Annotated in this window: 21 protein-coding genes; 11 read left to right on the forward strand and 10 right to left on the reverse strand. The window is 66.9% G+C overall.

Translation table 11 applies throughout. The features are described from left to right. Nucleotide 1: 1 nt before the first annotated feature. The 5 genes from nuoL to NFL01S_RS23260 all read left to right on the forward strand — a co-directional run bounded on the left by nuoL (nucleotide 2) and on the right by NFL01S_RS23260 (nucleotide 6760). Nucleotides 2–1888, forward strand: a complete 1887-nt coding sequence (gene nuoL, locus NFL01S_RS23240) for an NADH-quinone oxidoreductase subunit L (protein WP_062978401.1) — start codon at nucleotides 2–4, stop codon at nucleotides 1886–1888. Next, complete coding sequence (locus NFL01S_RS23245) at nucleotides 1885–3507, forward strand: NADH-quinone oxidoreductase subunit M (RefSeq protein ID WP_062978402.1); 1623 nt, start codon at nucleotides 1885–1887, stop codon at nucleotides 3505–3507. The genes nuoL and NFL01S_RS23245 overlap by 4 nt, the downstream gene beginning before the upstream one ends. Continuing rightward, the gene (gene nuoN / locus NFL01S_RS23250) at nucleotides 3497–5119 is read left to right on the forward strand and encodes an NADH-quinone oxidoreductase subunit NuoN (protein WP_062978403.1); all 1623 of its coding nucleotides are present in this window, start codon (nucleotides 3497–3499) and stop codon (nucleotides 5117–5119) included. The genes NFL01S_RS23245 and nuoN overlap by 11 nt, the downstream gene beginning before the upstream one ends. Before the next feature lie 145 nt (nucleotides 5120–5264). After that, a complete protein-coding gene (locus NFL01S_RS23255) occupies nucleotides 5265–5615 on the forward strand; it encodes a hypothetical protein (RefSeq protein WP_062978404.1) in 351 nt (116 codons plus the stop codon). Nucleotides 5616–5692: 77 nt separating this feature from the next. Next, entirely contained in the window at nucleotides 5693–6760 is a 1068-nt protein-coding gene (locus tag NFL01S_RS23260; RefSeq protein ID WP_062978405.1) for a phosphotransferase, read from the forward strand. Nucleotides 6761–6774: 14 nt separating this feature from the next. On the opposite strand, the gene NFL01S_RS23265 is transcribed toward NFL01S_RS23260, so the two are convergent. After that, nucleotides 6775–7974: a PucR family transcriptional regulator gene (locus NFL01S_RS23265; RefSeq protein WP_062978531.1), complete on the reverse strand. Its 1200-nt coding sequence runs from the start codon at nucleotides 7972–7974 to the stop codon at nucleotides 6775–6777. A 168-nt stretch (nucleotides 7975–8142) separates the two neighbouring features. On the opposite strand from NFL01S_RS23265, the gene NFL01S_RS23270 reads away from it, so the two are divergent. Then, nucleotides 8143–9858: an aldehyde dehydrogenase family protein gene (locus NFL01S_RS23270; RefSeq protein ID WP_062978406.1), complete on the forward strand. Its 1716-nt coding sequence runs from the start codon at nucleotides 8143–8145 to the stop codon at nucleotides 9856–9858. A 19-nt stretch (nucleotides 9859–9877) separates the two neighbouring features. Beyond that, nucleotides 9878–11476, forward strand: coding sequence for a GMC family oxidoreductase (locus NFL01S_RS23275; protein WP_062978407.1), 1599 nt, complete (start codon nucleotides 9878–9880; stop codon nucleotides 11474–11476). Nucleotides 11477–11485: 9 nt separating this feature from the next. Here the strand turns inward: NFL01S_RS23275 and NFL01S_RS23280 are convergent, their stop codons facing one another. Together NFL01S_RS23280 and NFL01S_RS23285 are read right to left on the reverse strand one after the other, a co-directional pair. Next, nucleotides 11486–12583, reverse strand: a complete 1098-nt coding sequence (locus tag NFL01S_RS23280; RefSeq protein WP_062978408.1) for a DUF4185 domain-containing protein — start codon at nucleotides 12581–12583, stop codon at nucleotides 11486–11488. A 695-nt stretch (nucleotides 12584–13278) separates the two neighbouring features. Continuing rightward, nucleotides 13279–13980 carry a class I SAM-dependent methyltransferase gene (locus tag NFL01S_RS23285; protein WP_062978409.1) on the reverse strand — a complete coding sequence of 234 codons (702 nt, stop codon included), beginning with the start codon at nucleotides 13978–13980 and terminating at the stop codon, nucleotides 13279–13281. Nucleotides 13981–14454: 474 nt separating this feature from the next. On the opposite strand from NFL01S_RS23285, the gene NFL01S_RS23290 reads away from it, so the two are divergent. Continuing rightward, nucleotides 14455–15204, forward strand: a complete 750-nt coding sequence (locus tag NFL01S_RS23290; RefSeq protein WP_062978410.1) for an MHYT domain-containing protein — start codon at nucleotides 14455–14457, stop codon at nucleotides 15202–15204. Between the two features lie 51 nt (nucleotides 15205–15255). Here NFL01S_RS23290 and NFL01S_RS23295 read toward each other — a convergent pair whose 3' ends face one another. The 4 genes from NFL01S_RS23295 to NFL01S_RS23310 all read right to left on the reverse strand — a co-directional run bounded on the left by NFL01S_RS23295 (nucleotide 15256) and on the right by NFL01S_RS23310 (nucleotide 17604). Further along, nucleotides 15256–15594: an SHOCT domain-containing protein gene (locus NFL01S_RS23295; RefSeq protein WP_062978411.1), complete on the reverse strand. Its 339-nt coding sequence runs from the start codon at nucleotides 15592–15594 to the stop codon at nucleotides 15256–15258. 10 nt (nucleotides 15595–15604) lie between these two features. Then, complete coding sequence (locus tag NFL01S_RS23300) at nucleotides 15605–16033, reverse strand: DUF6325 family protein (RefSeq protein WP_062978412.1); 429 nt, start codon at nucleotides 16031–16033, stop codon at nucleotides 15605–15607. Nucleotides 16034–16136: 103 nt separating this feature from the next. Continuing rightward, nucleotides 16137–16550, reverse strand: a complete 414-nt coding sequence (locus tag NFL01S_RS23305; RefSeq protein WP_062978413.1) for a DUF7144 family membrane protein — start codon at nucleotides 16548–16550, stop codon at nucleotides 16137–16139. An 88-nt stretch (nucleotides 16551–16638) separates the two neighbouring features. Continuing rightward, nucleotides 16639–17604, reverse strand: a complete 966-nt coding sequence (locus NFL01S_RS23310; protein WP_062978414.1) for a TIGR00341 family protein — start codon at nucleotides 17602–17604, stop codon at nucleotides 16639–16641. Nucleotides 17605–17950: 346 nt separating this feature from the next. On the opposite strand from NFL01S_RS23310, the gene NFL01S_RS23315 reads away from it, so the two are divergent. After that, the gene (locus tag NFL01S_RS23315) at nucleotides 17951–18184 is read left to right on the forward strand and encodes a metallothionein (protein WP_062978532.1); all 234 of its coding nucleotides are present in this window, start codon (nucleotides 17951–17953) and stop codon (nucleotides 18182–18184) included. Nucleotides 18185–18219: 35 nt separating this feature from the next. Here NFL01S_RS23315 and NFL01S_RS23320 read toward each other — a convergent pair whose 3' ends face one another. Then, nucleotides 18220–19071 carry a hypothetical protein gene (locus tag NFL01S_RS23320; protein WP_062978415.1) on the reverse strand — a complete coding sequence of 284 codons (852 nt, stop codon included), beginning with the start codon at nucleotides 19069–19071 and terminating at the stop codon, nucleotides 18220–18222. A 112-nt stretch (nucleotides 19072–19183) separates the two neighbouring features. Here NFL01S_RS23320 and NFL01S_RS23325 point away from each other — a divergent pair, with 112 nt between their 5' ends. Next, nucleotides 19184–20143: a phosphatase PAP2 family protein gene (locus NFL01S_RS23325; RefSeq protein ID WP_084493173.1), complete on the forward strand. Its 960-nt coding sequence runs from the start codon at nucleotides 19184–19186 to the stop codon at nucleotides 20141–20143. A 15-nt stretch (nucleotides 20144–20158) separates the two neighbouring features. On the opposite strand, the gene NFL01S_RS23330 is transcribed toward NFL01S_RS23325, so the two are convergent. Next, nucleotides 20159–20752, reverse strand: coding sequence for a TetR/AcrR family transcriptional regulator (locus NFL01S_RS23330; protein ID WP_062978416.1), 594 nt, complete (start codon nucleotides 20750–20752; stop codon nucleotides 20159–20161). Between the two features lie 100 nt (nucleotides 20753–20852). Then, on the reverse strand, nucleotides 20853–22400 hold the full coding sequence (locus NFL01S_RS23335) for an acyl-CoA carboxylase subunit beta (RefSeq protein WP_062978417.1): 1548 nt from the start codon (nucleotides 22398–22400) through the stop codon (nucleotides 20853–20855). Nucleotides 22401–22510: 110 nt separating this feature from the next. On the opposite strand from NFL01S_RS23335, the gene NFL01S_RS23340 reads away from it, so the two are divergent. After that, nucleotides 22511–24196: a hypothetical protein gene (locus NFL01S_RS23340; RefSeq protein ID WP_157116833.1), complete on the forward strand. Its 1686-nt coding sequence runs from the start codon at nucleotides 22511–22513 to the stop codon at nucleotides 24194–24196. Nucleotides 24197–24434: the final 238 nt, after the last annotated feature.

The following is a 24434-nucleotide window of genomic DNA, read 5'->3' on the forward strand; positions in this document are numbered from 1 at the left end:
TATGGATACAGCAACGCTGTGGCTGCTGCCCGCCCTGCCCCTCGCCGGCGCCGCCGTACTGCTGCTCACCGGCCGTCGTGCCGATGCCTGGGGCCATCTGCTCGCGACCTTCGCGGCGCTCGCCTCGTTCGCCGTCGCGATCGTGGCGTTCGTGGGGATGCTGGGCCGCGCCGATCCCGACCGGGCAGTAACGGCGGATCTGTTCAGCTGGGTTCCGGTGGCCGGGCTGCAGGTCGATTTCGGGCTGGCGCTGGACCAGCTGTCGATCTGTTTCGCCCTGCTCATCACCGGCGTCGGCTCGCTGATCCATATCTATTCGGTCGGATACATGCGCGAAGACACCGGCCGCCGGCGCTTCTTCGCCTATCTGAACCTGTTCCTCGCGGCCATGCTGCTGCTGGTCCTGGCGAACAACTACCTCGTGCTGTATCTGGGCTGGGAGGGTGTCGGTCTCGCCTCGTACCTGCTGATCGGGTTCTGGTATCACAAGCCGACCGCGGCGACGGCGGCCAAGAAGGCGTTCGTGGTGAACCGGGTCGGCGATATGGGGCTGGCGCTGGCCATGATGGTCATGTTCGCCACCTTCGGCTCGGTGGATTTCGACGCGGTCTTCGGATCCGCTTCCGCCGCGAGCGATACCACCCTCACCGCGATCGGGCTGCTCCTGCTGCTGGCGGCCTGTGGTAAATCCGCCCAGGTCCCCTTGCAGTCCTGGCTCGGGGACGCGATGGAGGGCCCCACCCCGGTATCGGCGCTCATCCACGCCGCCACCATGGTCACCGCCGGGGTGTACCTGATCGCTCGCTCCAACCCGGTGTACAACCTCGCACCCACCGCGCAGGTCGCGGTGGTGCTGGTGGGTGCGGTGACCCTGCTGTTCGGCGCGATCATCGGCTGCGCCAAGGACGACATCAAGAAGGCGCTCGCCGCGTCGACCATGAGCCAGATCGGCTATATGGTGCTGGCCGTCGGCCTGGGGCCCGCCGGTTACGCGGTGGCGATCATGCATCTGCTGACCCATGGCTTCTTCAAGGCCGGCCTGTTCCTGGGCGCCGGCTCGGTCATGCACGCCATGGACGACGAAACCGATATGCGCCGCTACGGCGGTCTGCGCACGCTGCTGCCGATCACCTATATCACCTTCGGACTCGGGTACCTCGCGATCATCGGCGTACCGCCGTTCGCCGGGTTCTTCTCCAAGGACCGCATCATCGAGGCCGCATTCGCCGCCGAGGGGGTCGCGGGACCGATTCTGGGCACCGTCACCCTGATCGGCGCGGGACTCACCGCCTTCTATATGACCCGGGTCATGCTGCTCACCTTCTTCGGTGAGCGTCGCTGGAAACCCGATACCCACCCGCACGAATCCCCCGGTGTGATGACCGGCCCGATGATTCTGCTCGCGCTCGGTTCCGTCGGCGCCGGTGCGGTCTTCGTCTGGGGTTCGTCACTGCAGAACTGGCTGGCCCCGGTCGTCGGCGAACATCACGGCGAACCTGCACTGCCGGTGCCCGTGATCACCGCGCTCGCGCTCGGTGTGGTCGCGGTCGGCATCGGACTCGCCTACCGGCAGTACGGTCGCGCGAAGATCCCCGCCACCGCACCGGCCACGGTTTCCGCACTGACCGTGGCCGCCCGCCGTGACCTCTACGGGGACGCGGTCAACGAGGCGGCGTTCATGCGGCCCGGCCGGCATGTCACCCGGGCACTGGTTTTCCTCGACAACCGCGGTATCGACGGACTCGTCAACGGCTGCGCCGCCCTCATCGGCGGACTGTCCGCACGGGCCCGCCGGATCCAGACCGGGTTCGTCCGTTCGTATGCCCTGTCCATGTTCACCGGCGCGGCCCTGGTGGCCGCCGCCCTGCTGGCCGTAAGGATCTGGTGAGCGCCGTGCCCTGGTTGACCGTGCTCTGGCTGCTCCCCGTGGTGGGCGCGGCAGTCGTGCTTCTGCTGCCCGCCGGCCGGTCGACCCCGGCCCGCTGGACCGGGCTGGTGTTCGCGGTGGCGACCCTGGCCGTAGCGCTCGGCGTCGCCATGGCCTTCCAGCCGGGCGGGGAACAATTCCAGTTCGTCGAATCCCATACCTGGATACCGGCGTTCGGCGCGGGCTATACGCTCGGCGTCGACGGAATCGCGCTGGTACTGACGCTGCTCACGGCCGGTCTGGTGCCGCTGCTGATACTCGCGGGCTGGCACGACGATCGCGAAGTGGGCTCCGGGAAACGCGCAGCGCATATCTATATCGCCCTCACGCTGCTGGTCGAGGGCATGGTGCTGGTCTCCTTCCTGGCCCTCGACATTCTGCTGTTCTATGTGTTCTTCGAGGCGATGCTCATTCCGATGTATTTCCTCATCGGCGGATTCGGGCCCCGCACCGACAGTGCGCCCGCCCGGCAGCAGCGTTCGCGGGCCGCGGTGAAGTTCCTGCTGTACAACCTGCTCGGCGGATTGATCATGCTGGCGGCGGTGATCGGTCTCTACGTGCTCACTGTCCAGCAGGGTCTCGGCACCGACGGGGCGGGCACGTTCGATCTGCGCACGGTGGTGGCGGCCGCGAACGCGGGCGAGCTCGGCGCCGGGCCGGTCGTGCTCAATGCCCTGTTCCTGGGGTTCATGTTCGCGTTCGCGGTGAAGGCGCCGTTGTGGCCGCTACATACCTGGCTGCCGGATGCCGCGGTCTCCGCGACACCGGCCAGCGCGGTGCTGATGATGGCGGTGGTGGACAAGGTCGGCACCTTCGGTATGCTGCGCTACTGCCTGCTGCTGTTCCCGGTCGCCTCGGATACCTACGCGCCCTTGGTAATCGCCCTCGCCGTGATCGGCATCCTCTACGGCGCGCTGCTGGCCATCGGCCAGACAGATGTGATGCGGCTGATCGCCTACACATCGATCTCCCATTTCGGTTTCATCGTGCTCGGTATCTTCGCGATGACCAGCCAGAGTCAGACCGGCGCAACCTTGTACATGGTGAACCACGGCATCTCCACCGCGGCGTTGTTCCTGGTGGCCGGATTCCTGGTGTCGCGCCGGGGTAGCCGGCTCATCGCCGACTACGGCGGCGTACAGAAGGTGGCGCCGGTGCTGGCCGGAACGTTTTTCATTGCCGGCCTGGCGACGCTGTCGCTACCCGGTCTCGCACCGTTCGTCAGTGAGTTCCTGGTGCTCATCGGCACATTCAGCCGCTACCAGCTGGCCGCGATCCTCGCCACCGGCGCCCTGGTGCTGGCCGCGATCTACGTGCTGTGGCTCTACCAGCGGATGATGACCGGGCCGGTGGCGAAGGGCAACGAGGGGATTCACGATCTGGTTCCCCGGGAACTGGTCGTGGTGGTGCCACTGGTCGGTGCGCTGATCTTCCTCGGGGTGTATCCGAAGCCGGTCCTCGATTTCATCGATCCGGCAGTGCATCAGACCCTCACCACCATCGGCAGTGTCGATCCCCCACCGCCGGTCCCGGTCCAACCGGAGGCGGCGAATACCGGAGGTGTCCCCCATGAGCGCTGATCCACGCGGCAGTGAGATCCTGGCCGCCTCGATACCCGCGCCGAGTATCGAATACCACGCACTGGCCCCGATTCTGATCGTGTTCGGTGCGGCGGTACTGGGCGTTCTCGTGGATGCGTTCCTCCCCCGCTCGCGCCGGTATCCCACCCAGGTGGCGCTCACCCTCACCGCGCTCGTCGCCGCGTTGATCGCGGTGGTGCTGCTGTCCGGAACCAGGATGACCGCCGTCGCCGATGCGGTCGCCGTCGACGGAGTGACACTATTCCTGCAGGGCACGCTGCTGGTCGTCGGAATTCTCGCGGTGCTCTTCGTCGCCGAACGTGGACCGCTGCCCCGGCCGCGGTCGGGCCCCGGCACCTGGAGTCGCGCCGCCGCCGTACCCGACTACGGTATGGACGCGTTCACTCCGCAGGCGTCCGCGGTGCCCGGTAGCGGCGCCGAACGATCCGCGGCGACGGCGGGTGTCACTCCTACCGAGGTATTTCCGCTGCTGCTCCTGGCCCTGGGCGGCTTGCTGCTGTTCCCGGCCGCGAACGATCTGCTCACGATGTTCGTTGCGCTCGAGGTGCTCTCACTGCCGCTCTACCTGTTGTGTGGGCTGGCACGCCGGCGTCGGTTGCTCTCGCAGGAGGCGGCGCTGAAGTACTTCCTGCTCGGGGCGTTCTCGTCGGCGTTCTTCCTGTACGGGGTGGCGTTGCTCTACGGCCAGGCCGGTACCGTCCGGCTGAGCGGTATCGCCGAGGCGCTCGCGGCCGAATCCGGTGCGCCCACACTGGCGCTGCTCGGTGTCGCGATGCTGGCGGTGGGTTTGCTGTTCAAGATCGGTGCGGTCCCGTTCCAGGCGTGGGTGCCCGATGTGTACCAGGGTGCGCCCACGCCGATCACTGCCTTCATGGCAGCGGCCACGAAGATCGCGGCGATCGGCGCTCTGCTGCGGGTGCTGCAGGTGGCCGTCGCCGAGATCGCCGGCGATTGGCGTCCGGTGCTGGCCGCCGTCGCCGTGGCCACGATGGTGGTCGGTGCCGTCTTGGCCATCACCCAGACGGATATGAAACGGATGCTCGCGTATTCCTCGATCGCGCATACCGGTTTCCTGCTCACCGCACTGGTCGCCGCGAACGACCGCGGTATCTCCTCGACGCTGTTCTATCTGTTCGTCTACGGACTGGGCACGCTGGGCGCCTTCGCTGTTGTAAGCCTGGTGCGCGAACCCGACGGTACCGAAGCCACCGCATTGGCGCGCTGGGCCGGCCTCGGCCGCCGCGCGCCCTGGCTCGCGACGGTATTCGCCCTTCTCCTGCTGTCGTTCGCGGGGATTCCGGTCACCGCCGGTTTCGTCGCCAAGTTCGCGGTGTTCCAGGCGGCGGCCGCCGGTGATGCCGGGTTGCTCGTGATCGTGGGTGTGCTGGCCAGCGCGGTGGCTGCGTTCTTCTATATCCGAGTGATCGTGCTGATGTTCTTCACCGACCCGCCTGCCGATGCGCCGGTCGTGGTCAGGCCGCCGGCCACCCTGGCGTCGATCGTGGTTGCCGCGGCGGCCACACTGGTGCTGGGTATTGCGCCACAACCGCTGCTCGATATGGCCGGCCGCGCCGCGGAGTTCGTCGGCTGATCCGGCAACGAGTGCGGTATCTGCCGCTCTTGTGGGGCGAGGTGGCAGGAGGGTCAGGCGTATACGGTCCGCGGCCGGCGGGAGTCGACACCTATTTACGACTCTATGTAGTAGCCGACCTCCGGATCGAGTAGCGTTCGGTCGTATGGAACTCGTCTACAACGTTGTGGTCGTCACCCATCTGCTCGGGATGGCGGCCGTGGTCGGCGGATACGCCGCCGGGCGGCCCGCGGTCAACGAGGTGATGGTCTGGGGCGCACGGGCCCAGCTCATCACCGGGATAATCCTGGTCGGGCTCGCCGAATCGGTGTCCTCGCTGGACAAGGACCTGAACATGATGAAGATCGGGATCAAGCTGGTGATCTCGGTACTGGTGGCGGCGTTCGCGGAAATGGCTCGGGCCGACGCGAAACGGGGCAAGGACGCGGGCTGGATGCCGGACGCGGCCGGCGGGCTCGCGATCGTCAATGTGCTGATCGCGGCGCTGTGGACCTGATTCCGCCGTGCGGTAACAACAACAGTAATATCTTCGAAAGGCGAGTGCGGCGCCCGGCCGCACGGTAGCGTTCGGCCATGGCGGACCCTCCGGACCTCGCGGTCGTCTCGCAGCCGGCCGACCTCACGAATGCTTGGCTGACAGCCGTGCTGGGCGCCGCCGTTCACGGCTTTTCGTACGAACGCATCGGCACCGGGCAGGTCAGCGATTGCTATCGGATCGCAGTCCGCTACGCACCCGGCTCGGCCGGGCCGGCGTCGGTGATCCTGAAAGTCGCCTCGGCAGACCCGACCAGCCGGCAGACCGGGGCGGCGATGGGGTTGTACGACAGCGAGGTGCGCTTCTACCGCGAGCTGGTACCGCACCTCGGCTCCGGGCCGGCTCCAGGTTGCTATCACGCCGCCATCGATGCCGGTTCCGGCGCCTTCGATCTCGTGCTGGAAGACGCGGCGCCCGCCGTAGCCGGTGACGAGATCCGTGGCGCCACCGTGGAACAGGCGCGGCGCGCGGTGACCGAGCTCGGCCGGCTGCATACTCTCACCGCGGGGCGGCCGTCGCTGATCGAAGCCGGCTGGCTCGAACGCGGTTCCCTGTTGAATGCCGAACTGCTGACGCAACTGTATACGCTGTTCCTCGCGCGGTACCGCGAATACCTGTCGGGCCCCCAGCGTTCGGTATGCGATTCACTGGTCACCGCGTTCGACCACTATCTCGCACTGATGAGTGCGGAGCAGCGCGGTCTCGTGCACGGCGACTATCGCCTGGACAATATGTTGTTCGGGGCGCGGGAGTCGGCGCGGTCACTGACGGTCGTGGATTGGCAGGGGGTGATGGTCGGGCCCGCACTCACGGACCTGGCCTATTTCCTGGGCGGCGCCCTACCCGCCGACCTCCGCCGGGCACACTACGACGAACTCCTGCTGACCTACCATGCGGCACTGGGCCCGGAACCGGCACGGACACCGGAGCAGATCCGGGAGGCGGTGCGCCGCCAGAGTTTCATGGGCGTGATCATGTCGATCGCCGCCTCGGTCGTGGTGGAACGCACCGACCGAGGCGACGAGCTGTTTCTGACCATCCTGTCCCGGCACTGCGACCATATTCTCGACACCGGCGCACTCCCCCTGCTGATCACCGGCGGCTGACCGGCGCCGGCAGTTCACGCCTCCCGGCCGGCACCCAGCAGCGACCACGCCTCCAGCGCCAGATACAGCTCGGCGGACTGGCGCGGATCGGTGGTGTCGCGGCCGGTGAGATCGCGGATCTTCCGCAGCCGGTAACGCACCGTATTGCGGTGGCAGTGCATCGTTTCGGCCACCGCCGCGGCCGAACCGCCGCAGCGGTACCAGGCATCGAGGGCCGCGATCAGATCGTCACGTTCGGGATCGGGGAGCTCGAGGACGGGCCCCAGGATCTGCGTGGCGGCCCGTCGTCCCGCCGCGGGCACGGCGATGAGCAGGTGACCGACGGGTTCGTCACCGAAGCGCACCACACCGGTGGCGCCGGCGCGGACCGAACGCGCGGCCAGCCGAGCCTCGGTGAGCCCCGCGGGAATGGCCTGGGACGCCCAGAACACGGTACTGATACCGACCCGGTCGGCGACGATCGAGGAAATCGTCACGGCCGCGCGATCGATTGCGGCCGGCGCGGCCGCGGACATCAACCCGATATACGCGTCGATCTGCGCATCCCAGACCGACCTGATACCGAGGCCGTCCAGCGCCGCCGCGAGTTTCGCCGGTAAGGGCGCGGTGGATTCGGTATCGATCGCGACGACGGCGAACGCACCGCGTTCGGGGAACCCCAGCGTCCGCAGTACGTCGAGCACCCGGGCCGGGTTTCCGGAATGGTCGTCGAACAGGGTCCGGATGAGCCGGCTCTGGACCTGGGCATCGGAATGCGCGAGCAGGACTTCGGTATCGCGGTAGGCCTCGACGGCGGCGTCGGAGTACAGGTCGATGAGTTCCCACAGATGCGTGGCCAGATCGTGCAGCCGCGGATCACCGGGCCCGTCCGAGCGTGCGGTCAGTTCTTCCCAGATGAGCCTGCCGCCGAGCCGGTAGGCATGCAACAGGGCAGCGATCGGAATGCCCTGTTCGGCCTTCAGGCGCCCGGCCGCACGGGCCGGTTGCAACCGGAACGGGTGCGTACCGGCCAGGGCGCCGATCACCGATCCCAGGTTTTCCCGGCAGGTGTGGGCCAATTGGTCCTCGGTCAGCAGCCCGGATTCTCCATAGGAGGGGTCGGCCGCGGCGATGCGACCCACGAGGATATCGGTCAGCACCTCGACAGCATCCGACAGCCGGGCGGCCAAGGCCGACGCTTCGGGGGCGGGAGTCACAGGCGCGGGCGTGGTCATATCCGGCAGTGTACGCATCCGGTAGTGACTCAGGCCACGCCCCGGTTGTGCGCATGCACAAATATTGCCCGCCGTGTACGCAACGGTGACACATACCCTTCGGTCGTGAGCACAGTCACACTCATCAGTGTCCGGATAACCGCGCGATTCTCGTCAACGGAGTGCACCGTGCAGAAAGAACAGGCCGCCGCCGCCGATACCGTGATCGACGCCGCCGTCTCCGACCTTGCCCGCGGCGAGCAGAAATGGTCCCGGCTACCGCTCACCGGCAGACGCGCCCTGCTCGACCGGGTCCGCGCGCTCACCGGGCAGCACGCCCAAGAATGGGTCGACGCCGCCGCCGGGATCAAAGGCCTGGATACCTCGTCGCCGCTGGTGGGCGAGGAATGGATGTCGGGTCCCTATGGGTTCGCAACCGCTCTCGCCACCGTCTCGCGCACTCTCGAATCGCTGGAGCAGGGCAGGAGCCCGCTCGCGAAGACGAAGTTCGGTGCAGCCGGTAATCAGGTGACTGTCCAGGTACTGCCCACGGGCCTCTACGACGAACTGCTGCTCAGCGGATTCAGCGCCGAGATCTGGCTGCAGCGCGGGGTGAGTTCGGCCGCGGCGCGAGCCAATGCGGGTCTCGCTCAGCTGGATCCGACCCGCACGCACGGTATCGGCGCCGTACTCGGCGCGGGCAATATCACCTCGATCGCGCCGCTGGACACGGTGTACGAGCTCATCGCGCACAATCGGGTGGTTGCGCTCAAACTGAACCCGATCACCGATCCGCTGCTGCCGGTTTTCGAGAAGATCTTCGCACCGCTGATCGACCTCGGGGTGGTGCGCATCCTCACCGGTGGCGCCGATATCGGCGGGCGCCTGATCGCCCATGAGAAAGTCACCCACGTCCACATGACCGGTAGCGCCGCAACCCACGACGCGATCGTCTGGGGCACCGGCCCGGATGCCGCGGCCCGGAAGGCCGCCGGAACGCCACTGCTGGACAAGCCGATCAGCAGTGAACTCGGCGGCGTCTCCCCGACGATCGTGCTACCCGGCCGGTGGAGTGCGGCCGATGTGCAGTTCCAGGCCGAACATATCGCGACCCAGCGGCTGCACAACGGCGGCTACAACTGTGTGGCGGCGCAGGCGGTGATCGTCTCCGCCGACTGGCCGCAGAAGGACGAATTCCTGAAAGCCCTGGCCGCCGCCTTGGACCGCGCTCCGGCCCGCCGCGCCTACTACCCCGGCAGCGACGACCGCGTGGCCGGGGCGCGCGCGACTTACCCCGACGCCCGCCGGCTGGGCCCCCAGGGCGAACGTGCACTGGTGACCGGACTCGATCCCGCCGCCGCGGAGGCGCTGTACACGACCGAATACTTCGCACCGGTTCTCGGCGTCGTGGAACTGCCGGGAACCGGCGCCGCCTTCGCCGGCGCGGCGGTGGATACCGCCAACGAACGGCTCACCGGCACTCTCGGGATCAATATCGTCGCGCATCCGGACACCATCGCCGACCTCGGCGCCGGGTTCGAGGACCTGATCGAGCGGCTGCGCTACGGCACCGTCGCGGTCAACGCATGGACTGCGGTCGGCTATCTGACCCCAACGGCGAGCTGGGGCGCCTATCCCGGCCATACCCTCGACGATGTCCAGAGCGGAATAGGTGTCGTGCACAACGCCTGGCTGATCGACCGGATCGAACGCACCGTCGTCCGGGGACCGTTCCGGCCCGCGCCGCGTTCGTTGCTGAACCGGGAATGGTCGCTGACCCCGAAACCGCCGTGGTTCGTCACCAACCGGACCGCCGCGCAAACCGGTCGCCTGCTCACCGCTTTCGCCGCCGAACCGCGCTGGTCGCGGCTGCCCGCTATTTTCGCTTCCGCCCTGCGCGGCTGACCACGACTGGAGCACACCGATGAAAGCAGATACGGCTCTGCCGGCCACCGCCGATTACGTCGTTGTCGGCACCGGTTCGGCCGGGGCAGTCCTCGCCGCCCGGCTGAGCGAGAGTCCGGGAAGCCAGGTCGTCGCGCTCGAGGCCGGCCCGGAGGACACCAACCGGTTCGCTCATATCCCGGCCGCGTTCTCCAAACTCTTCGGAGGCGAATGCGATTGGGGCTACCTCACCACCGCGCAACCCGAACTGGGCAACCGTCAGATTCTGTACCCGCGCGGGAAGTTGCTCGGTGGCTCGTCGTCGATGAACGCCATGATGTGGGTGCGCGGTTTCGCCGCCGACTACGACGAGTGGGCGACCGCGGCCGGCGATACCTGGTCGTTCGCCCATATCGTCGAGTATTTCAAGAAGATCGAAGCCGTGGAGGGCGCGTCCGAACCCGACGAGGGCCGGTCCGGGCCGCTACAGGTCTCGCACCAGCGCACCGCGAACCCGTGGACCGGGAAATTCCTGGCGGCTGCCGAATTGGCCGGTTTCAAGAACGAGCGGGCCAATACGGCGCAGCCGGAGGGCTTCTGCCAGACGATGGTCAACCAGAAACGCGGAGCGCGGTGGAGTACCGCCGACGCGTATCTGAAGCCGGCCCGGCGCCGGCCGAATCTGACCGTGCTCACCGAGGCGCACGCGAACAGAGTCATCTTCGAAGGTACCCGTGCCGTCGGCGTCGAATATCGCAAAGGCAATCGAGTTTTTACCGTCCGGGCCCGGAAGGAGATCGTGCTCTGCGGCGGCGCGATCAACACTCCACAATTGCTGATGCTCTCCGGTATCGGGGACGAACAGCAGTTGCGTGCGCATAATATTCCGGTGTTGCGCCATATTCCGGATATCGGCCGCAATATGAGCGATCACCTGGTTTCACTCATCGGTTTCGGCGTCGATTCCGGGAGCCTCTTCGACGCGGAGAAACCGCGCCAGTTGCTCGATTATCTGCTACGCCGGCGCGGATTGCTCACCTCGAATGTCGGCGAGGCCTACGGTTTCGTACGGAGTCGGCCCGATCTCGAATTACCCGACCTCGAGCTCATTTTCGGCCCCGCGCCGTTCTTCGACGAAGGGATCGGGGTGGCCCCGGGCCATGCCGTCGCACTCGGGCCGGTCCTGCTGCGCCCACGCAGCCGCGGAACGGTCACCCTCACCGGGGCCGACCCCGCCGCCAAGGTCCTCGTGGACCCGAGGTATCTGTCCGACAGCGACGGCGCCGATCGTGCCGCGATGCTCGAGGGTCTGCGGATTGCGCACCGGATCGCCCGCACCGCACCGTTGGGGCCGTCGCTCGGCGCGTTCCTCCAGCCCAAACGGGAGCGCGAAACCCTCGACGAGACCCTCGAAGAGGCGCTCACCTGGCATTCTCATACCTTGTACCACCCGGTGGGTACGTGCCGGATGGGCAGTGATTCCGGCAGTGTGGTGACGCCGGAGCTGAAGGTGCGCGGCGTCGATGGGCTGCGGGTGGCCGATGCTTCGGTGATGCCGACGATTATCCGTGGCCATACCCATGCACCCGCGGTGGTGATCGGCGAAAAGGCGGCCGATCTACTGGCAGCCACTCGCTGAATCCGCCGCTCAGGCCGATAGGCCCGTCCACTGCGTGGCAGTGTACGGGCCGGAGCCGGCGATACCGGTCCACCGGCTGATCACCGCGGTCAGGTTGTCGGGCGAGGACGACCCCGGGTGCAGATAGCCACCGTAGAGGTTCGGCAGTTGCGGGCGGCCGGCGTGCGCCGGCGAGGCCGTTGCGTCGTGCACCACCTGCGTTTTCGCGGCGGACCACAGCGCGTCCGGGCGCGGCGCGGTACGGGTGCGAATGCTCAGGTCGGAGCAGTCGAAGTACGACATCACATAGACCGGACCGATACGTTCGACGGAGAATTCGCCGAGGTTGTTGCCGGGACCGAAGATCGGGGTCGGGGCTTGCCGGGCGGCGGGATACCAGCCCCATTCTCCGTCGATATGGGCCCAGTTCTGCTGGGCGGCGAAATCGCCGTGGAAGAAGGCGGCGGGGTCGTATCGGAAGAGGTGGATACCCCCGCGATCGTGGCGGAAATGGTGGCTGCCGTTCCACGGCTTGGCGAAGATATACAGGTAGCCGTCGGGATCGATACCGGCGAATGTCCACATACCGTAAGGATTCCCGTTGATACCGAGCGCGGCACCGGGCCAGTGGTGCGGGAAGTCCTGCCACGTGATGCCGTAATCGTCGGAGTAGGCGATACCCGAGAACGCGGAGCCGTCGGTATCGGAGTCCGGCGGGACCCAGGTGTGCACGGAGGTGTACTGAACGAAGGTGCGACCACCGAATTCGATGGCGTCGTTGGGGATACGCGAGACCTCCGTGACACCGAATCCGTTGTCCGCGTGGTGCCGGTAGTCGAACAGTTGTCCGGCCGGCCGGTCTCCCGGAAGCGGGCGCGTGAATTCGATGGCGCGGGCACCGGACGGATCGAAATCGTCCTCGACCAGAATCAGTGGGGAACCGAGATAATCACCCGATTGTCCCGGCCCGCGCCAGCAGTCCCCCCACAGATAGCCCCAAGTGCCGTCGTGGACGCGCCGATACGGGATACACAGATCACCGGACCCGAGTCCGCATCTGCCGGCCGAGTCGGCGGGTTCGTCACACAGCGGCGTACCGCTTCGAGCAAAGTCGTCGATTCCGGACATCTGCCCCAGCGTAGCCGGTGCCGCTCTGGACCGAATATCCGGCAGCCCCAACAGTATTGACTCCGACAATTTTCCAGGCGACTTCGGCAGATATGAGAACAGCCCGCCGGATTTCCGATCCGGCGGGCTGTTCCTGCAGGTCTACCTGCGTACACGAGCCACTTGTCACTCGGCGGAGAAGCTCGTCAGATCGCCGAATCCACTGAAAATGCTCCCGAACGCACCCAGCAGAGTCCCGAGGTTTCCCAGGTCGACAGAACCCATTTCCTTCTCCAATCAATCATCCAACCGATGACGCCCTGCGCGCCGTCCACATTGGTAGTGCCGTAATCCTAACGTACTCGTTCCGTTTTGCAAACGTGATACGAAACCGAGGTTAATAGAAATCAAATCAGAGCGCGATCCAAATTCGATCGATGGAATTACACGAGTGTATTACATCGAATTATCTTGCGCGCCCTGATCACTCGGATAATTACGGAAATACCGGACATTTCCGTAATACTGCGGCCACCCCGAGCCGCGAGTGCGCCGGCACCTGCCACCGGGCGAGCGCACGGGTCACCGCCCTCCACCACAGAAGGTGACGAACCGGTCGTTCAGCAGATATCCGTTGCCGCCCGGCACCGGCCGGGAATCCGTAGCGCCCGCCCACCCGGCCCGGCTCTCACACCACGGGCCGGGTACGAGCAGGATCAGCCCAGATGCGCCGAGAGCAGCCAGCCGGGGACAGATTTGCGGCCGTGCGGTTCGTCGCGCATGGCCTCCAGCCGGAAGATCGGATCGCCGGCCGGGGTCTCCAGCGCGGCGGCGGGAATCTTGCCGTGGATCCGCGCGGGTTCGATCTCGTCGACCACCCAGTACTTCGAGACCGCCGTTCGCAGCTCGTCGGCCGAGACCGGCGCCGGCCCCGGGCCCGTGACCTCAGGAAAGGCTGATCGGTCGAAAACCAACGCGAAGTAGGACGCCCCGGGGGCGGCCGACCGGGCGATCGAACGCAGGTACCCTTCCCGCGCCTCGACCGGTATCGAATGGAACAGCGTGCTGTCGACAACGGTGCCGAACCGCCCGTCGTAACCGATGAACGACGTGATATCCGCAACCTCGAACGTGGCATTCCCCAGCCCACGACGGCGCGCCTCGGCCCGGGCGGATTCGATCGCGGTCGGCGCCAGGTCCAACCCTACTGTGGTGTAGCCACGGGCCGCGAGGTCCAGCGAGATCGCGCCCTCACCGCATCCGGCGTCGAGGATTTCGCCGTGGAACCGCCCCTGTTCGATGAGCGCGGCGAGCGCGGGTTGCGGTTCCCCGATGCTCCACGGCGGTGTGGCGCCCGGCCCGAAGGGCCCGCCGGTGCGGTAGATGTCCTCGAATTCGAACTCACCCGGAGTAGTCATACCCAATGACTATCAGCCGGGTCCGCCGGTGTACATGTAACCGTTCGGCGATATCCGCCGATACCCATCGACAGCCCGCAGCCCGCACGGGAGACCGGTCGCAATGAGGGTTCGACGAAGTTCGAGAACCTTTGGTTATGCAATGGCTACCGCCGGCATCGAATCTGCTGGACGGATGCCCGCTTCGGACCACCTCATCCCCCACACCACCCCGAGACCGAATCGAGAGCAGTCAAAGCGAACGAATCATCCGATGACCCATCGGGTTTCGCCACGACTACTTGTCCATCCCCTACACGCTCCCACATTCCGGCAACCGCCATCAGAGAATGCAATATTGCGTATTCACAATGCGCAATCAGTGAGTGTGACGGATAACACCGTAAATCGGCAAACAATCAGCACACTCCTCCGATTCCTCTGTCGTACTGTCTATCTCACACAACAGGACCGGGAATTCCGGCGGAAAATTGGATGGACATGCTTCACCTGGAACACTTCGCGCTGGGCTGGCTCACGCCGGCGCTGGCGTATTTTCTCTCGGCCACCGGCTGCGCCATCGGACTACAGTGCACCAAACAGGCGCGCCGGGGCCGGCGCCGGCTCGGCTGGCTGATCATGGCCTCGATCGCCATCGGGGGAACCGGTATCTGGGTCATGCATTTCGTTGCGATGCTCGGCTTTTCGATCGACGGCGCCCAGATCCGCTTCGACGTCCCGCTCACCGTGCTCAGCGCGGCCCTCGCGATCGGGGTCGTCGGCGTCGGCCTCTATCTGGTGAGCACACCCGGTTCCGGGCTCGCCATCCTGCTCACCGGCGGAGTGATCACCGGCCTGGGAATCGGTGCCATGCACTACACGGGTATGGCGGCGATGCAAACCGACGCCCAGATCGATTACGACCCGGTTCGTATCGCCCTCTCCCTGGTGATCGCCATGGGCGCGGCCACCGTCACCCTGTGGTTCAGCCTGCGCTCCTGGGGTGCGGTCTCCACGGTGGGTGCGGCACTGGTGATGGCGGCAGGTGTGGCGACCATGCACTACACCGGTATGTCCGCGATGCACGCCCATGCCGCCGCCCACCCCGCGGAACCGCAGGGCGCCGAAGCGCTGGAGGTACTCGGCCCGCTGATCGGCGCGATCAGTGTCGTCACCGTCGGGCTCCTGATCGGCATCAGTATGACGCTGACGGACCCACACCGGACGTCGGCGCCGGAACGCTGAGGGCCGCATCCGGATTCACTCGGCGAACGCGCTTCGACCGGGGCGCAGCCGTCAGCCGAGCAGTTGTCTTTTCGCCGCGGCGAATCCGTCATCGGAGAGCACACCCGAGGCGTGGAGTTCACCGAGTCTGTGCAGCTTGTCGACCAGGTCCTCCGATTCCGCCGCCGCGGGCGCCGGAGCCGGCCGAGCGTAGGGATCCGGCTGACCGTACTGCTGCGAAGGGGGCGGCGGTGCCTGTTGCGCCCCGTAGGCCCGGCTCTCCGCGGCGCGCCGCTGCGCATGCCGATCGACCGCGTTCGCCGTCGCACGGGCGGTACCCGCCACCACCGCAGTGCGGGCCACCGTGCCGAGCAGCCCAGGCCGGCCGATACGTCCTGCACGGAACACCATGTGATTCTCCTTATCGAGTGACTGCCGACGATGCCGCCGCCACAGCATCCCGGGGAATCTGCACATGCAGCGCGACCTCGCCCCCCGCACCGCGGACCATGCCGGCCAGCTTGCAGGCCCAAGTCTGCTCGTAGGCGATCACGACGGCGGAAGTCCCGGGTTCCATCGCCGCCCGTACAACGTCGAGATCCTCGTCGCTGACCAGACCGCGGGAATCGACGGTGAGCCCGTCGAGCCCGATATCGGTGAGCGATTCGTCGACTTCTACCTGGCCGAGCTCGCCCTTCTCGTCCATGGCCAGATAGATGAGGTCGAGGACCGTGACATAGCCGCGGTCCACCACCTCGGCCAGCGCGGATGTCACCGACCGGTCGATCCGTGCACCGGGGAAGGAGAGAACGACCAATTCGACCGGGCCGAGATCCGAGGTGTAGGTCATCACGTCATGGTGGCGTCCCGGCCTCGCAAACGCATCACCCGCCACGGATGAGGTCGCCCGGACCGACGACAGAGCCAGCGCACCCGGGGCACGCCGCCCCGGCTCATCGCCGATCCGGGGTCCAGGTGGTCACAGCCCAGATCACCACGATGTCGAGAACGATCACGAGAATCGACCACCACGGGTAGTACGGGAGCCACAGGAAGTTCCCGATGATCGACAGGGCGGCCAGGAATACCGCGGTGACCCGCGCCCAGACCGCCCCGGCCAGCAGGCCGACTGCCGCGATCACGATCAGCGCGCCCACCACGATATGCACCCAACCCCAGGTCGTGGTGTCCAATTGGTACAGGTAATCCCGTCCTTCGACGAAAAGGTCGTCGCCCGCGACGGCGGAACCGCCCGCGAGAATGGACAGTACCCCGACCGTGAGCAGGAGCACCGCTACCCCGAGCGAGGTCACGGCCGCCACCCCTTGTGCGACCGGATTGCGGGGCGAACCAGTCGTATGCGCCATGAGTCCTCCTCATCCGATCCCCCATGAACAGGTATGCCGTATCCGCGACGGCGGCCGCGTCACCCGGTGCGGATGAAGTCGCCGGGCCTCAATTCGCGATCCGGCTGCCGACCGTATGCACGAGCACGACATCGGGATGCCAGGGCACCAGATCGTGCACCGACCGTTCGAGGCTGCCGGTCGGGGGTAGCTCGCCCGGTGACAGCACCTGGATCGTCGCGGTATCCGATTGCAGGCTGACATCGGTTACCTGCGCGCCGGGCACATCTGCCAGCCAGTTCCGGGCCGCATCGGCGATCTGGTCGGCCCAGAGCGAGGACAGCGAATTCACCATCATCGGGACGGCCACCACGATCAGCCCGGCCGCCAGCACCGCATACGCCCGCCCGCGCCGCTGGGCACCCGCCCCGGCTTCGGCCGGATACCCGGTGACCACCAGCACCACGGTGGCGGTGATGACCATGGCGACCATATTCGATGCGAACAGGACGAAAGCGCCCAGCGCCAGACCCGGCGCACTCGACCCCAGGCACACCCCCACCACCGCCAGCGGCGGGACGAGCGAAATCGCGATGGCCACCCCGGGCAGAACATCACCGACATCGCGCCGGATGATCGCCACCACACCCACCAGCCCGGTGGCCAGCGCGGCCGTGAGATCCATCAGTTTCGGTGATGTACGGCCGACCACCTGCGAGTTCGACAGCACATTCGTCGGGTTCGGCAATACCTGTGCGAACAGGAAACCCACGAGAACGACCAGGACGATCCCCGCCAGGACGAGCAGTAGGCTGCGGGCGACCAGTTCTCCACGGCCGGTGGCGATACCGAGCCCCACACCGAGGATCGGCACCGACAACGGGGCAACGATCATCGCGCCGATCACGGTCGCGGTCGAATCGCCGACGACCCCGGACGCGGCGATGATGCCGGACAGGGTCAGCATGATCCAGAACGCGGAACGCTTCGTGGTCGTTTCCCCGATCCCCAGGTCGAGCCGGTCGGTGAGTTCGTCGAGTGTTCGTCGTTGACCAGCGGGGACCAGCAGTGACATGACGTGACCTCGATCCGGTTCGCGCGGCGCACGAGCAGCGTCGTGCCCGACCGCCGGCCTGCTCGAATATCCGTCGATCGTGCCCAGCGGTCCGCGGGACGACCTCATCCACGAAGGGTGAAACCACCCGCGCAACCACCCGGCACGACATATGGCCGGCGCGGCCCGGCCCGCTGTTTCCCGACGTTGTATGACGTCACCGTCACGCACAGCCGGCCGACGCAGCCCCCCGGCATGGCCCGTACAGGGTGTGTTTGCCCGGCACCGGGCCGGGTACGGCGCCGATGACACCCGGTCGGTGGCACGGTCCGGCACCGGCCGACAACGCCTGGGAGGTGTGTGGACGATGGCCATCTGTGTTACCTGCGGCAACGACTACGACAAGACGTTCACTGTCAGCCGTGACGGGCAGTCGTGGACATTCGACAGTTTCGAATGTGCCGCGAGCGAGCTCGCCCCGGTCTGCGCGCATTGTGGCTGCCGGGTGCTCGGCCACGGTGTCGAGGCGGCGGAACAGATATTCTGCTGTGCGCACTGCGCACGCCGGGCCGGGCACGGGGCCCTGGCCGATCACGCGTAGATCAGCGCTAGGGCGGCGGCGAGGGCCGGGAGCGCTCACTCCAACCGCCGGCGTGCCCGTTCCAGTTCGGTGGTCGCGCTGCGGACCTCTCGACGAGAGGCACGTTCGGCGTGCCGCGCGAAACGATGCTGTTCTTCGGCCGCGGCCAGTTCGGCCCGGAGTTCCGCGAGCCGCTCTTCACTGCGCCGGAGTTCCTCGGCGGCCCGCCGGGCGTTCTGTTCGGCGGCTTCCAGTGCACTTTTCGCCTGCTGCTCGACGGCCGGGAACTCCTCCGCTCGGCGTTCGCGTCGCCGCGCCTCGCGGTCGTCGTGATGCTTACCGCCCGCGCGTTTCGAGGATGCTTTCCGACTGGAGGACTCGTCCTGCGCTTCGGCGGTGACTTCGTCTTCCCGCACGACGGCGAGATCCGGTCCCACCGGGCCGAAACCCGAGTAGTTCGCCGCCGATGCCAGCGTCGCCGTACGAACCCTTTCGGCGATCTCGGGGTCGGCGAGGGCGGCGGTGAGGGTCTCACCGACCTGGCGGAGAACGGCGTCGTTCACCGGCTGTCCCTGCTCGGCGGCGACCGTGCCGGCCCGGGCGGCGAGTGCGTCGACCACCTGCCGCCGCTGCGCGGTGAGCGATCGCAGTTGTTTCCCGGACAGCTCCCGCTGCGCGGTACGCAGATCAGCACCCAGCCGCAGGAGTGCGGCGATTTCGTCGGGTGCCGCGCGCACCAGCATGTTCACCGTCCAGGCAGCCACTGTGGGTTTGCGCAGGGCAGCGATATCGGCGGCCAGTTTCTTGTTCCCTGCCTCCTTCGCGGCACGTACCTGTTCGTTGCGCGCGGCCACGAAGTCCGCGGGTGTTCGCCCGTACAGCTCCGCGGCCACTTCGCCCAGGCTCATACCGCCCGAGCCTAATGCGCGCGTCGGCCGGGATGGCCGCGACTGGGCGGTGGATGCCATTTCCCGGTGGCCGCCCGTTCACCTTGCGGACGGCTGGTGGAAAACTGGTGAGATGGGTGCCCCCGCAATCGAGGCGCCGGCCGGGCAGCGGCCGCGCTGGCTGCTGCGCAGCAGTGTGTGGTCGGCCTATCTGCTGGCATTGGCGGTTGTCACCGTCATGTTCGGACTGCCGACCGACCGGATATATCAGGCCGTCTGGATCATCGTCGGGATCGCCGCGTTCAATCCGGATCGGCCGTGGCGTGACCATATGCGCACGCTGATCGATTGGGTTCCGCTCATCGCTGCGCTGGTGGTCTACGACCACACGCGCGGTATCGCCAATACGCTCGGAATGCCGGTGCGGGTCGAGGAATTGGTGACGGCGGAGAGCTGGTTGTTCGGTGGCACGATCCCGACGGTGTGGTTACAGGACCACCTGATCCACGAGGGTGTGCAACCGTGGTGGACCCTGTTGACCGGTATCGTCTACACGAGCCATTTCGTTCTTCCCTGGCTTATCGCGGCGATCTTCTACGTACAGGCGCGCGAACGCTGGTCGAAGTATATGCGCCGGATCGTGCTCCTGTCCTATCTCGGTCTGCTCACCTATGTGCTGTTACCGGCGGCGCCCCCGTGGTACGCGGCCCGTGAGGGTGTCCTCGGCGCCGAGGTCTACCGGGGCACCGGGTTCGGGTTCCATCTGGTATCGGTGGATGTCAGCGGGGACTGGCTTGCGGCCCAAGGCAACCCGGTGGCGGCCCTGCCGTCGTTGCACTCCGCGTTCGCCCTGCTGGTGACGGTGGCGTTGTGGCCGCTGGCGCGGAACTGGTGGTGGAAGATCCCGCTGGCGCTGTTCCCCTTGGCGATGGCTTTCACGCTTGTCTACGGGGGCGAGCACTATGTGGTCGATGTGCTTGCGGGGTGGGGGTATGTCGGGCTGACGATTCTGCTGGCCCGCGCCTGGGAGCGCCGGCGCAAACCGGCCGGACCCCCGGCGGAGCAGGAGTCCGACGCGCTGCCGGCCCCGTGATCCGGGGCAGCGTGCCTACTCCTGTCCCGCCCACGGGGCCAGCAGCAGATTGCAAGCCCGGCGCATATCGGCCGCGGCCTCCTCCGGCTCCAGGAGCCCAGCAGTGGCCCAGGTCATGATGCCGTACGCGGTTTGTTCCGCCAGCCGCGCGAGCTGGAGGTCGCCGGCATCCGGGTCGGTGATACCGGCGACGGCGATGATGCGGTCCCGCATCGTGACGATGCCCACGCCCGTCTCGGCCGATCGCACGGCATTGGCCGACACCAGCATGGCGCGGCCGAGCTGGGGACGCCGGAGCAGTTCGACCACCGCGTTCTCCAAGAAATCCGCCACGGCGCCCACCGGGTCACCGGGGTCTCGCGGCGGCGCGGGCAGCTTTTCGACAGCAGTCGCCAGTACCCCCCAATACAGGTGATGTTTCGACGGGTAGTAGCGGTACAGTGTGCCGAGCGCGACCCCGGCGGCCGTCGCGATCTCCGACATCTGGACCCGTTCCAGACTCGATTCCGCACCGAGGCGGGCGGCCGCGCGCAGGATGGCGCGCCGACGTTCCTGCTGCCCGGCGGTGGACGGTTGCCCTGGCTCGCGGGGCTCCGCTATCCGTGGCACGGCCCACCTCCGATTCGAAAAACTAGAATTCACTCTAGCAGGCGCGGGTTCGGGGTGGGCCATAATCCTCTCGGGCGGCGCCGACGCCAGGACACGTCGGCTACAGCGGCATGAGGTGATGTTTGCGCGGCCCGTGCCGGACAGACTTATCACGGAGCAGGCGCAACGCCCGGCGGATCTCCAACCGGGTCTGCGATGGTTCGATCACTGCATCGATATATCCGCGTTCGGCCGCGGTCCACGGCGTCGCCACGGCCGTGTTGTAGAAGTCGACCATCTGCTGCCGCAGCGCCGGACGCTCCTCCGCGGATACGGCGGCGAGTTGCCGGCGTTGAGTGAGCCCCACGGCGGCCTCGGCACCCATGACGGCGATCCGCGCGGTCGGCCAAGCGAGGTTGATATCGCCACCGAGTTGTTTACAGCCCATCACCGCATAGCCGCCGCCGTAGGCCTTGCGCACCACCACGGTGACGATCGGGACGGTGGCCTCGACCACGGCATAGAAGAACCGGCCGCCGCGTTTGATCACACCGATCTTCTCCTCCTCCACCCCGGGGAGGACACCCGGGGTGTCGACGACGAAGACGAGCGGGAGGTCGAACGCATTGCACAGCCGGATGAAATGCGCCGCCTTGTCCGAAGCACGGGCATCGATCGCGCCGCTGGACACCAGCGGCTGATTGGCCACCACACCGACACTGCGGCCGTCGACCCGGGCGAAACCGGTGATCATATTGCGCGCCGTCGCATCGCCGACCTCGTGGAACTCACCGTCGTCGAAGATCCGCAGCAAAACGTCGTACATGTCGTAACCGGCGCGATCGGAATCTGGGATGATCGAATCGAGTGCGCGATCGGAATCGGTGAGTTCTGGTTCGAGACCGGGGTTGATCAGCGGCGGCCGGTCGAAGCAATTGGACGGCATGAAGCTCAGATAGCTGCGCACCCACGCGAACGCCGCCTCCTCGTCCGCGGCAACATGGTGGATATTGCCGTTCTGCGCCTGGTTGTGGGCACTGCCGAGTTCTTCGAGCGTGATCTCTTCACCGGTGGTCTCCCGGATGATGTCCGGGCCGGTGACGAACATATAGGCGCCTTCGGTCGCAACCAGCACATCGGTGTTGATCGGTGAGTACACAGCACCGGCCGCACATTTACCGAGCATCACCGAAACCTGCGGCACCACCCCGGACAAGCCCAGCTGCCGTCGGCTCATGGCGGCATACCAGGCCAGCGATGTGACCGCGTCCTGTACCCGGGCGCCCCCGGAATCGTTGATCGCCACGAACGGGCAGCCGATCTCGGCGGCGAGATCCATCGCCGCCGCCACCTTGCGGCCGAACATCTCGCCGACGGAACCGCCGAACACCGACTGATCATGGGCGATGACCACGACGGGGCGGTCCTCGACCGTGCCGCGCCCGGTCACGACACCGTCGCCGTAGAGGCTGCCGGGATCACCGGGTTGACGGACCAGCGCACCGATCTCGACGAAACTCCCCTCGTCGAGCAACATATCGATACGCTCGCGGGGGCTGCGTATACCTTTGGCGGCCCGTTTGGCGACACCTGCCCCGCCGGCCGGTTCGTGCGCAACCGCCAGATTCTCCCGCAGTTGTTTCAGTTTTCCAGCGGTTGTCGCCTCCACTGTGTACGCCCTTCGTCGTCTCGATCGAGCTCTCGATATCGGTATGCCGTGACGACCCTAGCTCCGATAGACGCGTTCACAGCGCTGTGCACCGCAATAGACTTTCCGGCATGTCGTCTACTGCAATACATCGCGTCCCGGGACCCAGCTATCAGCAGCGCAGTGGCCGAGCGCTCGAAGAACGGACGCAGGCGATGATCGTGGCAGCGGCCGAGCAACTGATGACAGAACGGCTCGCCGAGCGCGATACCGATGACGCGCTCGCCCATCTCACGACCGCAGATATCTGCGCCCGGGCCCGTGGCTATATTCGGCGTGACGGCACCGAGGGACCGATTCCGAAGGCCACGATGTGGAAACACTTCAGAACTGTCGAGGCCCTGGCCGCGGCGGTGGCCGACAATATGGCTGCCGCCGACCGGGTGGTTCCCGACCAGGTGCTCCGGCTGGCTGCGGGCCGCACATCCATTCCGCCGGCAGGTGTGGATACCCGGAGACTGGAAGCCAGACTCGCGGGCCGGCACTACGACCTGGATCAACTGGCGGACCAGTTCGATCGCGCCGCTGCCGCGTCCGACCACGCCGATATGCTCTACTGGGCCGCCGAACTCGCCGAACGTGGACTGCGCGAGCGCCGTCGCGGCGACCGGCCCCGGGTCGAGGCCGCCCGCGATTGGGCCCGGCGCGGACTGGAACTCGCCGATCCGGCCTCCCGTCTCGATTGCATGATGGGTATCCGCTGTGCGCGGGCGGCGGCCGCTGCCGAGACGGTGCTGTCGCGGAACCTCGACTACGAACCGACCGGCCTCAGCCGCATCCGCACGATCAGGGAAAGCGAGCTCGAATTCGCCGAGGCACTCGGCTGGGACCTGCACTGCCTGCTGGCCCGGTTCCATATCGAACACGCACGTGCTCTCGCCGAGGAGGATCCGCGGCGTGAGATGCATTCCGTATATACCGTCGCCCGGGCGCTCCCTGCGCTCTGCGCGCCGGGAACGGACCGGCGCCACGAACCCCAGGATCGCCTGCAAGCCGGTGAACTGGCGGAAATCATTGCCGCCCTGTGCCGAATCGATATGGCCTACGGCCGCACTCCCGAACACGGCGAGCAGTTCGCCGCACTGTTCGGCGACGGCGTGCCGACACTGATCCAGGAGCTGCTGGCCTGCTTCCCGGTCACCACCGGCGAGCGCCGGCGGCACGAGGGCAATATCCGAGCGCTGTTGCGTCTGAGCGGATTCGTGCACCATACCGGCCATGCCCACGATCCCGCGGCGGTGGCCACCGCCGTCGAGAACTACCGGCATGCCGCCGTGGATCTGCTGCGCACGGCCGAATACGGCCCACTGCGAGACGTCCTGGTGGCGCAGTACCTGACCGCCAAGGCGCAGTCCCTCGCCCCGGCGGACTCGGATACGGGCCCGGCCGGGCATGGCACCGGAGCGGCACCCGGATCGCTCGTCCACCCGCGACCCGAAGGCCTGCTCCAGGCCGCGGTCCAGTTCTACGATCACGCCGCCCGGGTGACCAGCCCGCGCGGATCCGCCGGTGTTCTCCGCGCCCGGGCCGCACAGGCCGGCACCGAATTACGGCAATCGATTCCGGCGCCGGGTGATCCGGCCATCGCAGCGACAGGAGTTGTGGCCGGGGATGAGTTCGACAGCATCGCCCGAGCCATCAACGATCTCGTGCTGATCATCATCAGCCGCCGCAACAGGTTCACCGATACCGAAGTCGCGCGATTGCTCGAACTGGTCGACCCGATGTACGACTACATCACCGCGGGCCGGAATTGAACCTCCGGCGCAGGGCGCCGGGAACACAGCGCAGGTATCCGGCTTCGGGTTCGCACAGCGAACCACACGGTTGCGGGGCGGCCCCGGACTCGCACCGGTTCTGCCTGCGGACAGCGCCGGCATCACCGAAGCGCAAGCCGCGGAACCATACCGCCGCCGCGGCCGCACCCTCCGACCGGCCGGCACAGCGGTCGGCCACGGCGGATCACCACATATTCTGTGAGCCACGACATGTGAT

The organism is Nocardia flavorosea NBRC 108225 (assembly GCF_001613385.1).
GTDB classification, from domain to species: domain Bacteria; phylum Actinomycetota; class Actinomycetes; order Mycobacteriales; family Mycobacteriaceae; genus Nocardia; species Nocardia flavorosea.

Coding starts and splice junctions, on each gene's coding strand:
- nuoL (WP_062978401.1), top strand. CDS start 2: ATGGATACAGCAACGCTGTGGCTGCTGCCCGCCCTGCCCCTCGCCGGC.
- nuoN (WP_062978403.1), top strand. CDS start 3,497: ATGAGCGCTGATCCACGCGGCAGTGAGATCCTGGCCGCCTCGATACCC.
- NFL01S_RS23255 (WP_062978404.1), top strand. CDS start 5,265: ATGGAACTCGTCTACAACGTTGTGGTCGTCACCCATCTGCTCGGGATG.
- NFL01S_RS23260 (WP_062978405.1), top strand. CDS start 5,693: ATGGCGGACCCTCCGGACCTCGCGGTCGTCTCGCAGCCGGCCGACCTC.
- NFL01S_RS23265 (WP_062978531.1), bottom strand. CDS start 7,974: ATGACCACGCCCGCGCCTGTGACTCCCGCCCCCGAAGCGTCGGCCTTG.
- NFL01S_RS23275 (WP_062978407.1), top strand. CDS start 9,878: ATGAAAGCAGATACGGCTCTGCCGGCCACCGCCGATTACGTCGTTGTC.
- NFL01S_RS23280 (WP_062978408.1), bottom strand. CDS start 12,583: ATGTCCGGAATCGACGACTTTGCTCGAAGCGGTACGCCGCTGTGTGAC.
- NFL01S_RS23285 (WP_062978409.1), bottom strand. CDS start 13,980: ATGACTACTCCGGGTGAGTTCGAATTCGAGGACATCTACCGCACCGGC.
- NFL01S_RS23290 (WP_062978410.1), top strand. CDS start 14,455: ATGGACATGCTTCACCTGGAACACTTCGCGCTGGGCTGGCTCACGCCG.
- NFL01S_RS23295 (WP_062978411.1), bottom strand. CDS start 15,594: ATGGTGTTCCGTGCAGGACGTATCGGCCGGCCTGGGCTGCTCGGCACG.
- NFL01S_RS23300 (WP_062978412.1), bottom strand. CDS start 16,033: ATGACCTACACCTCGGATCTCGGCCCGGTCGAATTGGTCGTTCTCTCC.
- NFL01S_RS23305 (WP_062978413.1), bottom strand. CDS start 16,550: ATGGCGCATACGACTGGTTCGCCCCGCAATCCGGTCGCACAAGGGGTG.
- NFL01S_RS23310 (WP_062978414.1), bottom strand. CDS start 17,604: ATGTCACTGCTGGTCCCCGCTGGTCAACGACGAACACTCGACGAACTC.
- NFL01S_RS23315 (WP_062978532.1), top strand. CDS start 17,951: ATGGCCATCTGTGTTACCTGCGGCAACGACTACGACAAGACGTTCACT.
- NFL01S_RS23320 (WP_062978415.1), bottom strand. CDS start 19,071: ATGAGCCTGGGCGAAGTGGCCGCGGAGCTGTACGGGCGAACACCCGCG.
- NFL01S_RS23325 (WP_084493173.1), top strand. CDS start 19,184: ATGGGTGCCCCCGCAATCGAGGCGCCGGCCGGGCAGCGGCCGCGCTGG.
- NFL01S_RS23340 (WP_157116833.1), top strand. CDS start 22,511: ATGTCGTCTACTGCAATACATCGCGTCCCGGGACCCAGCTATCAGCAG.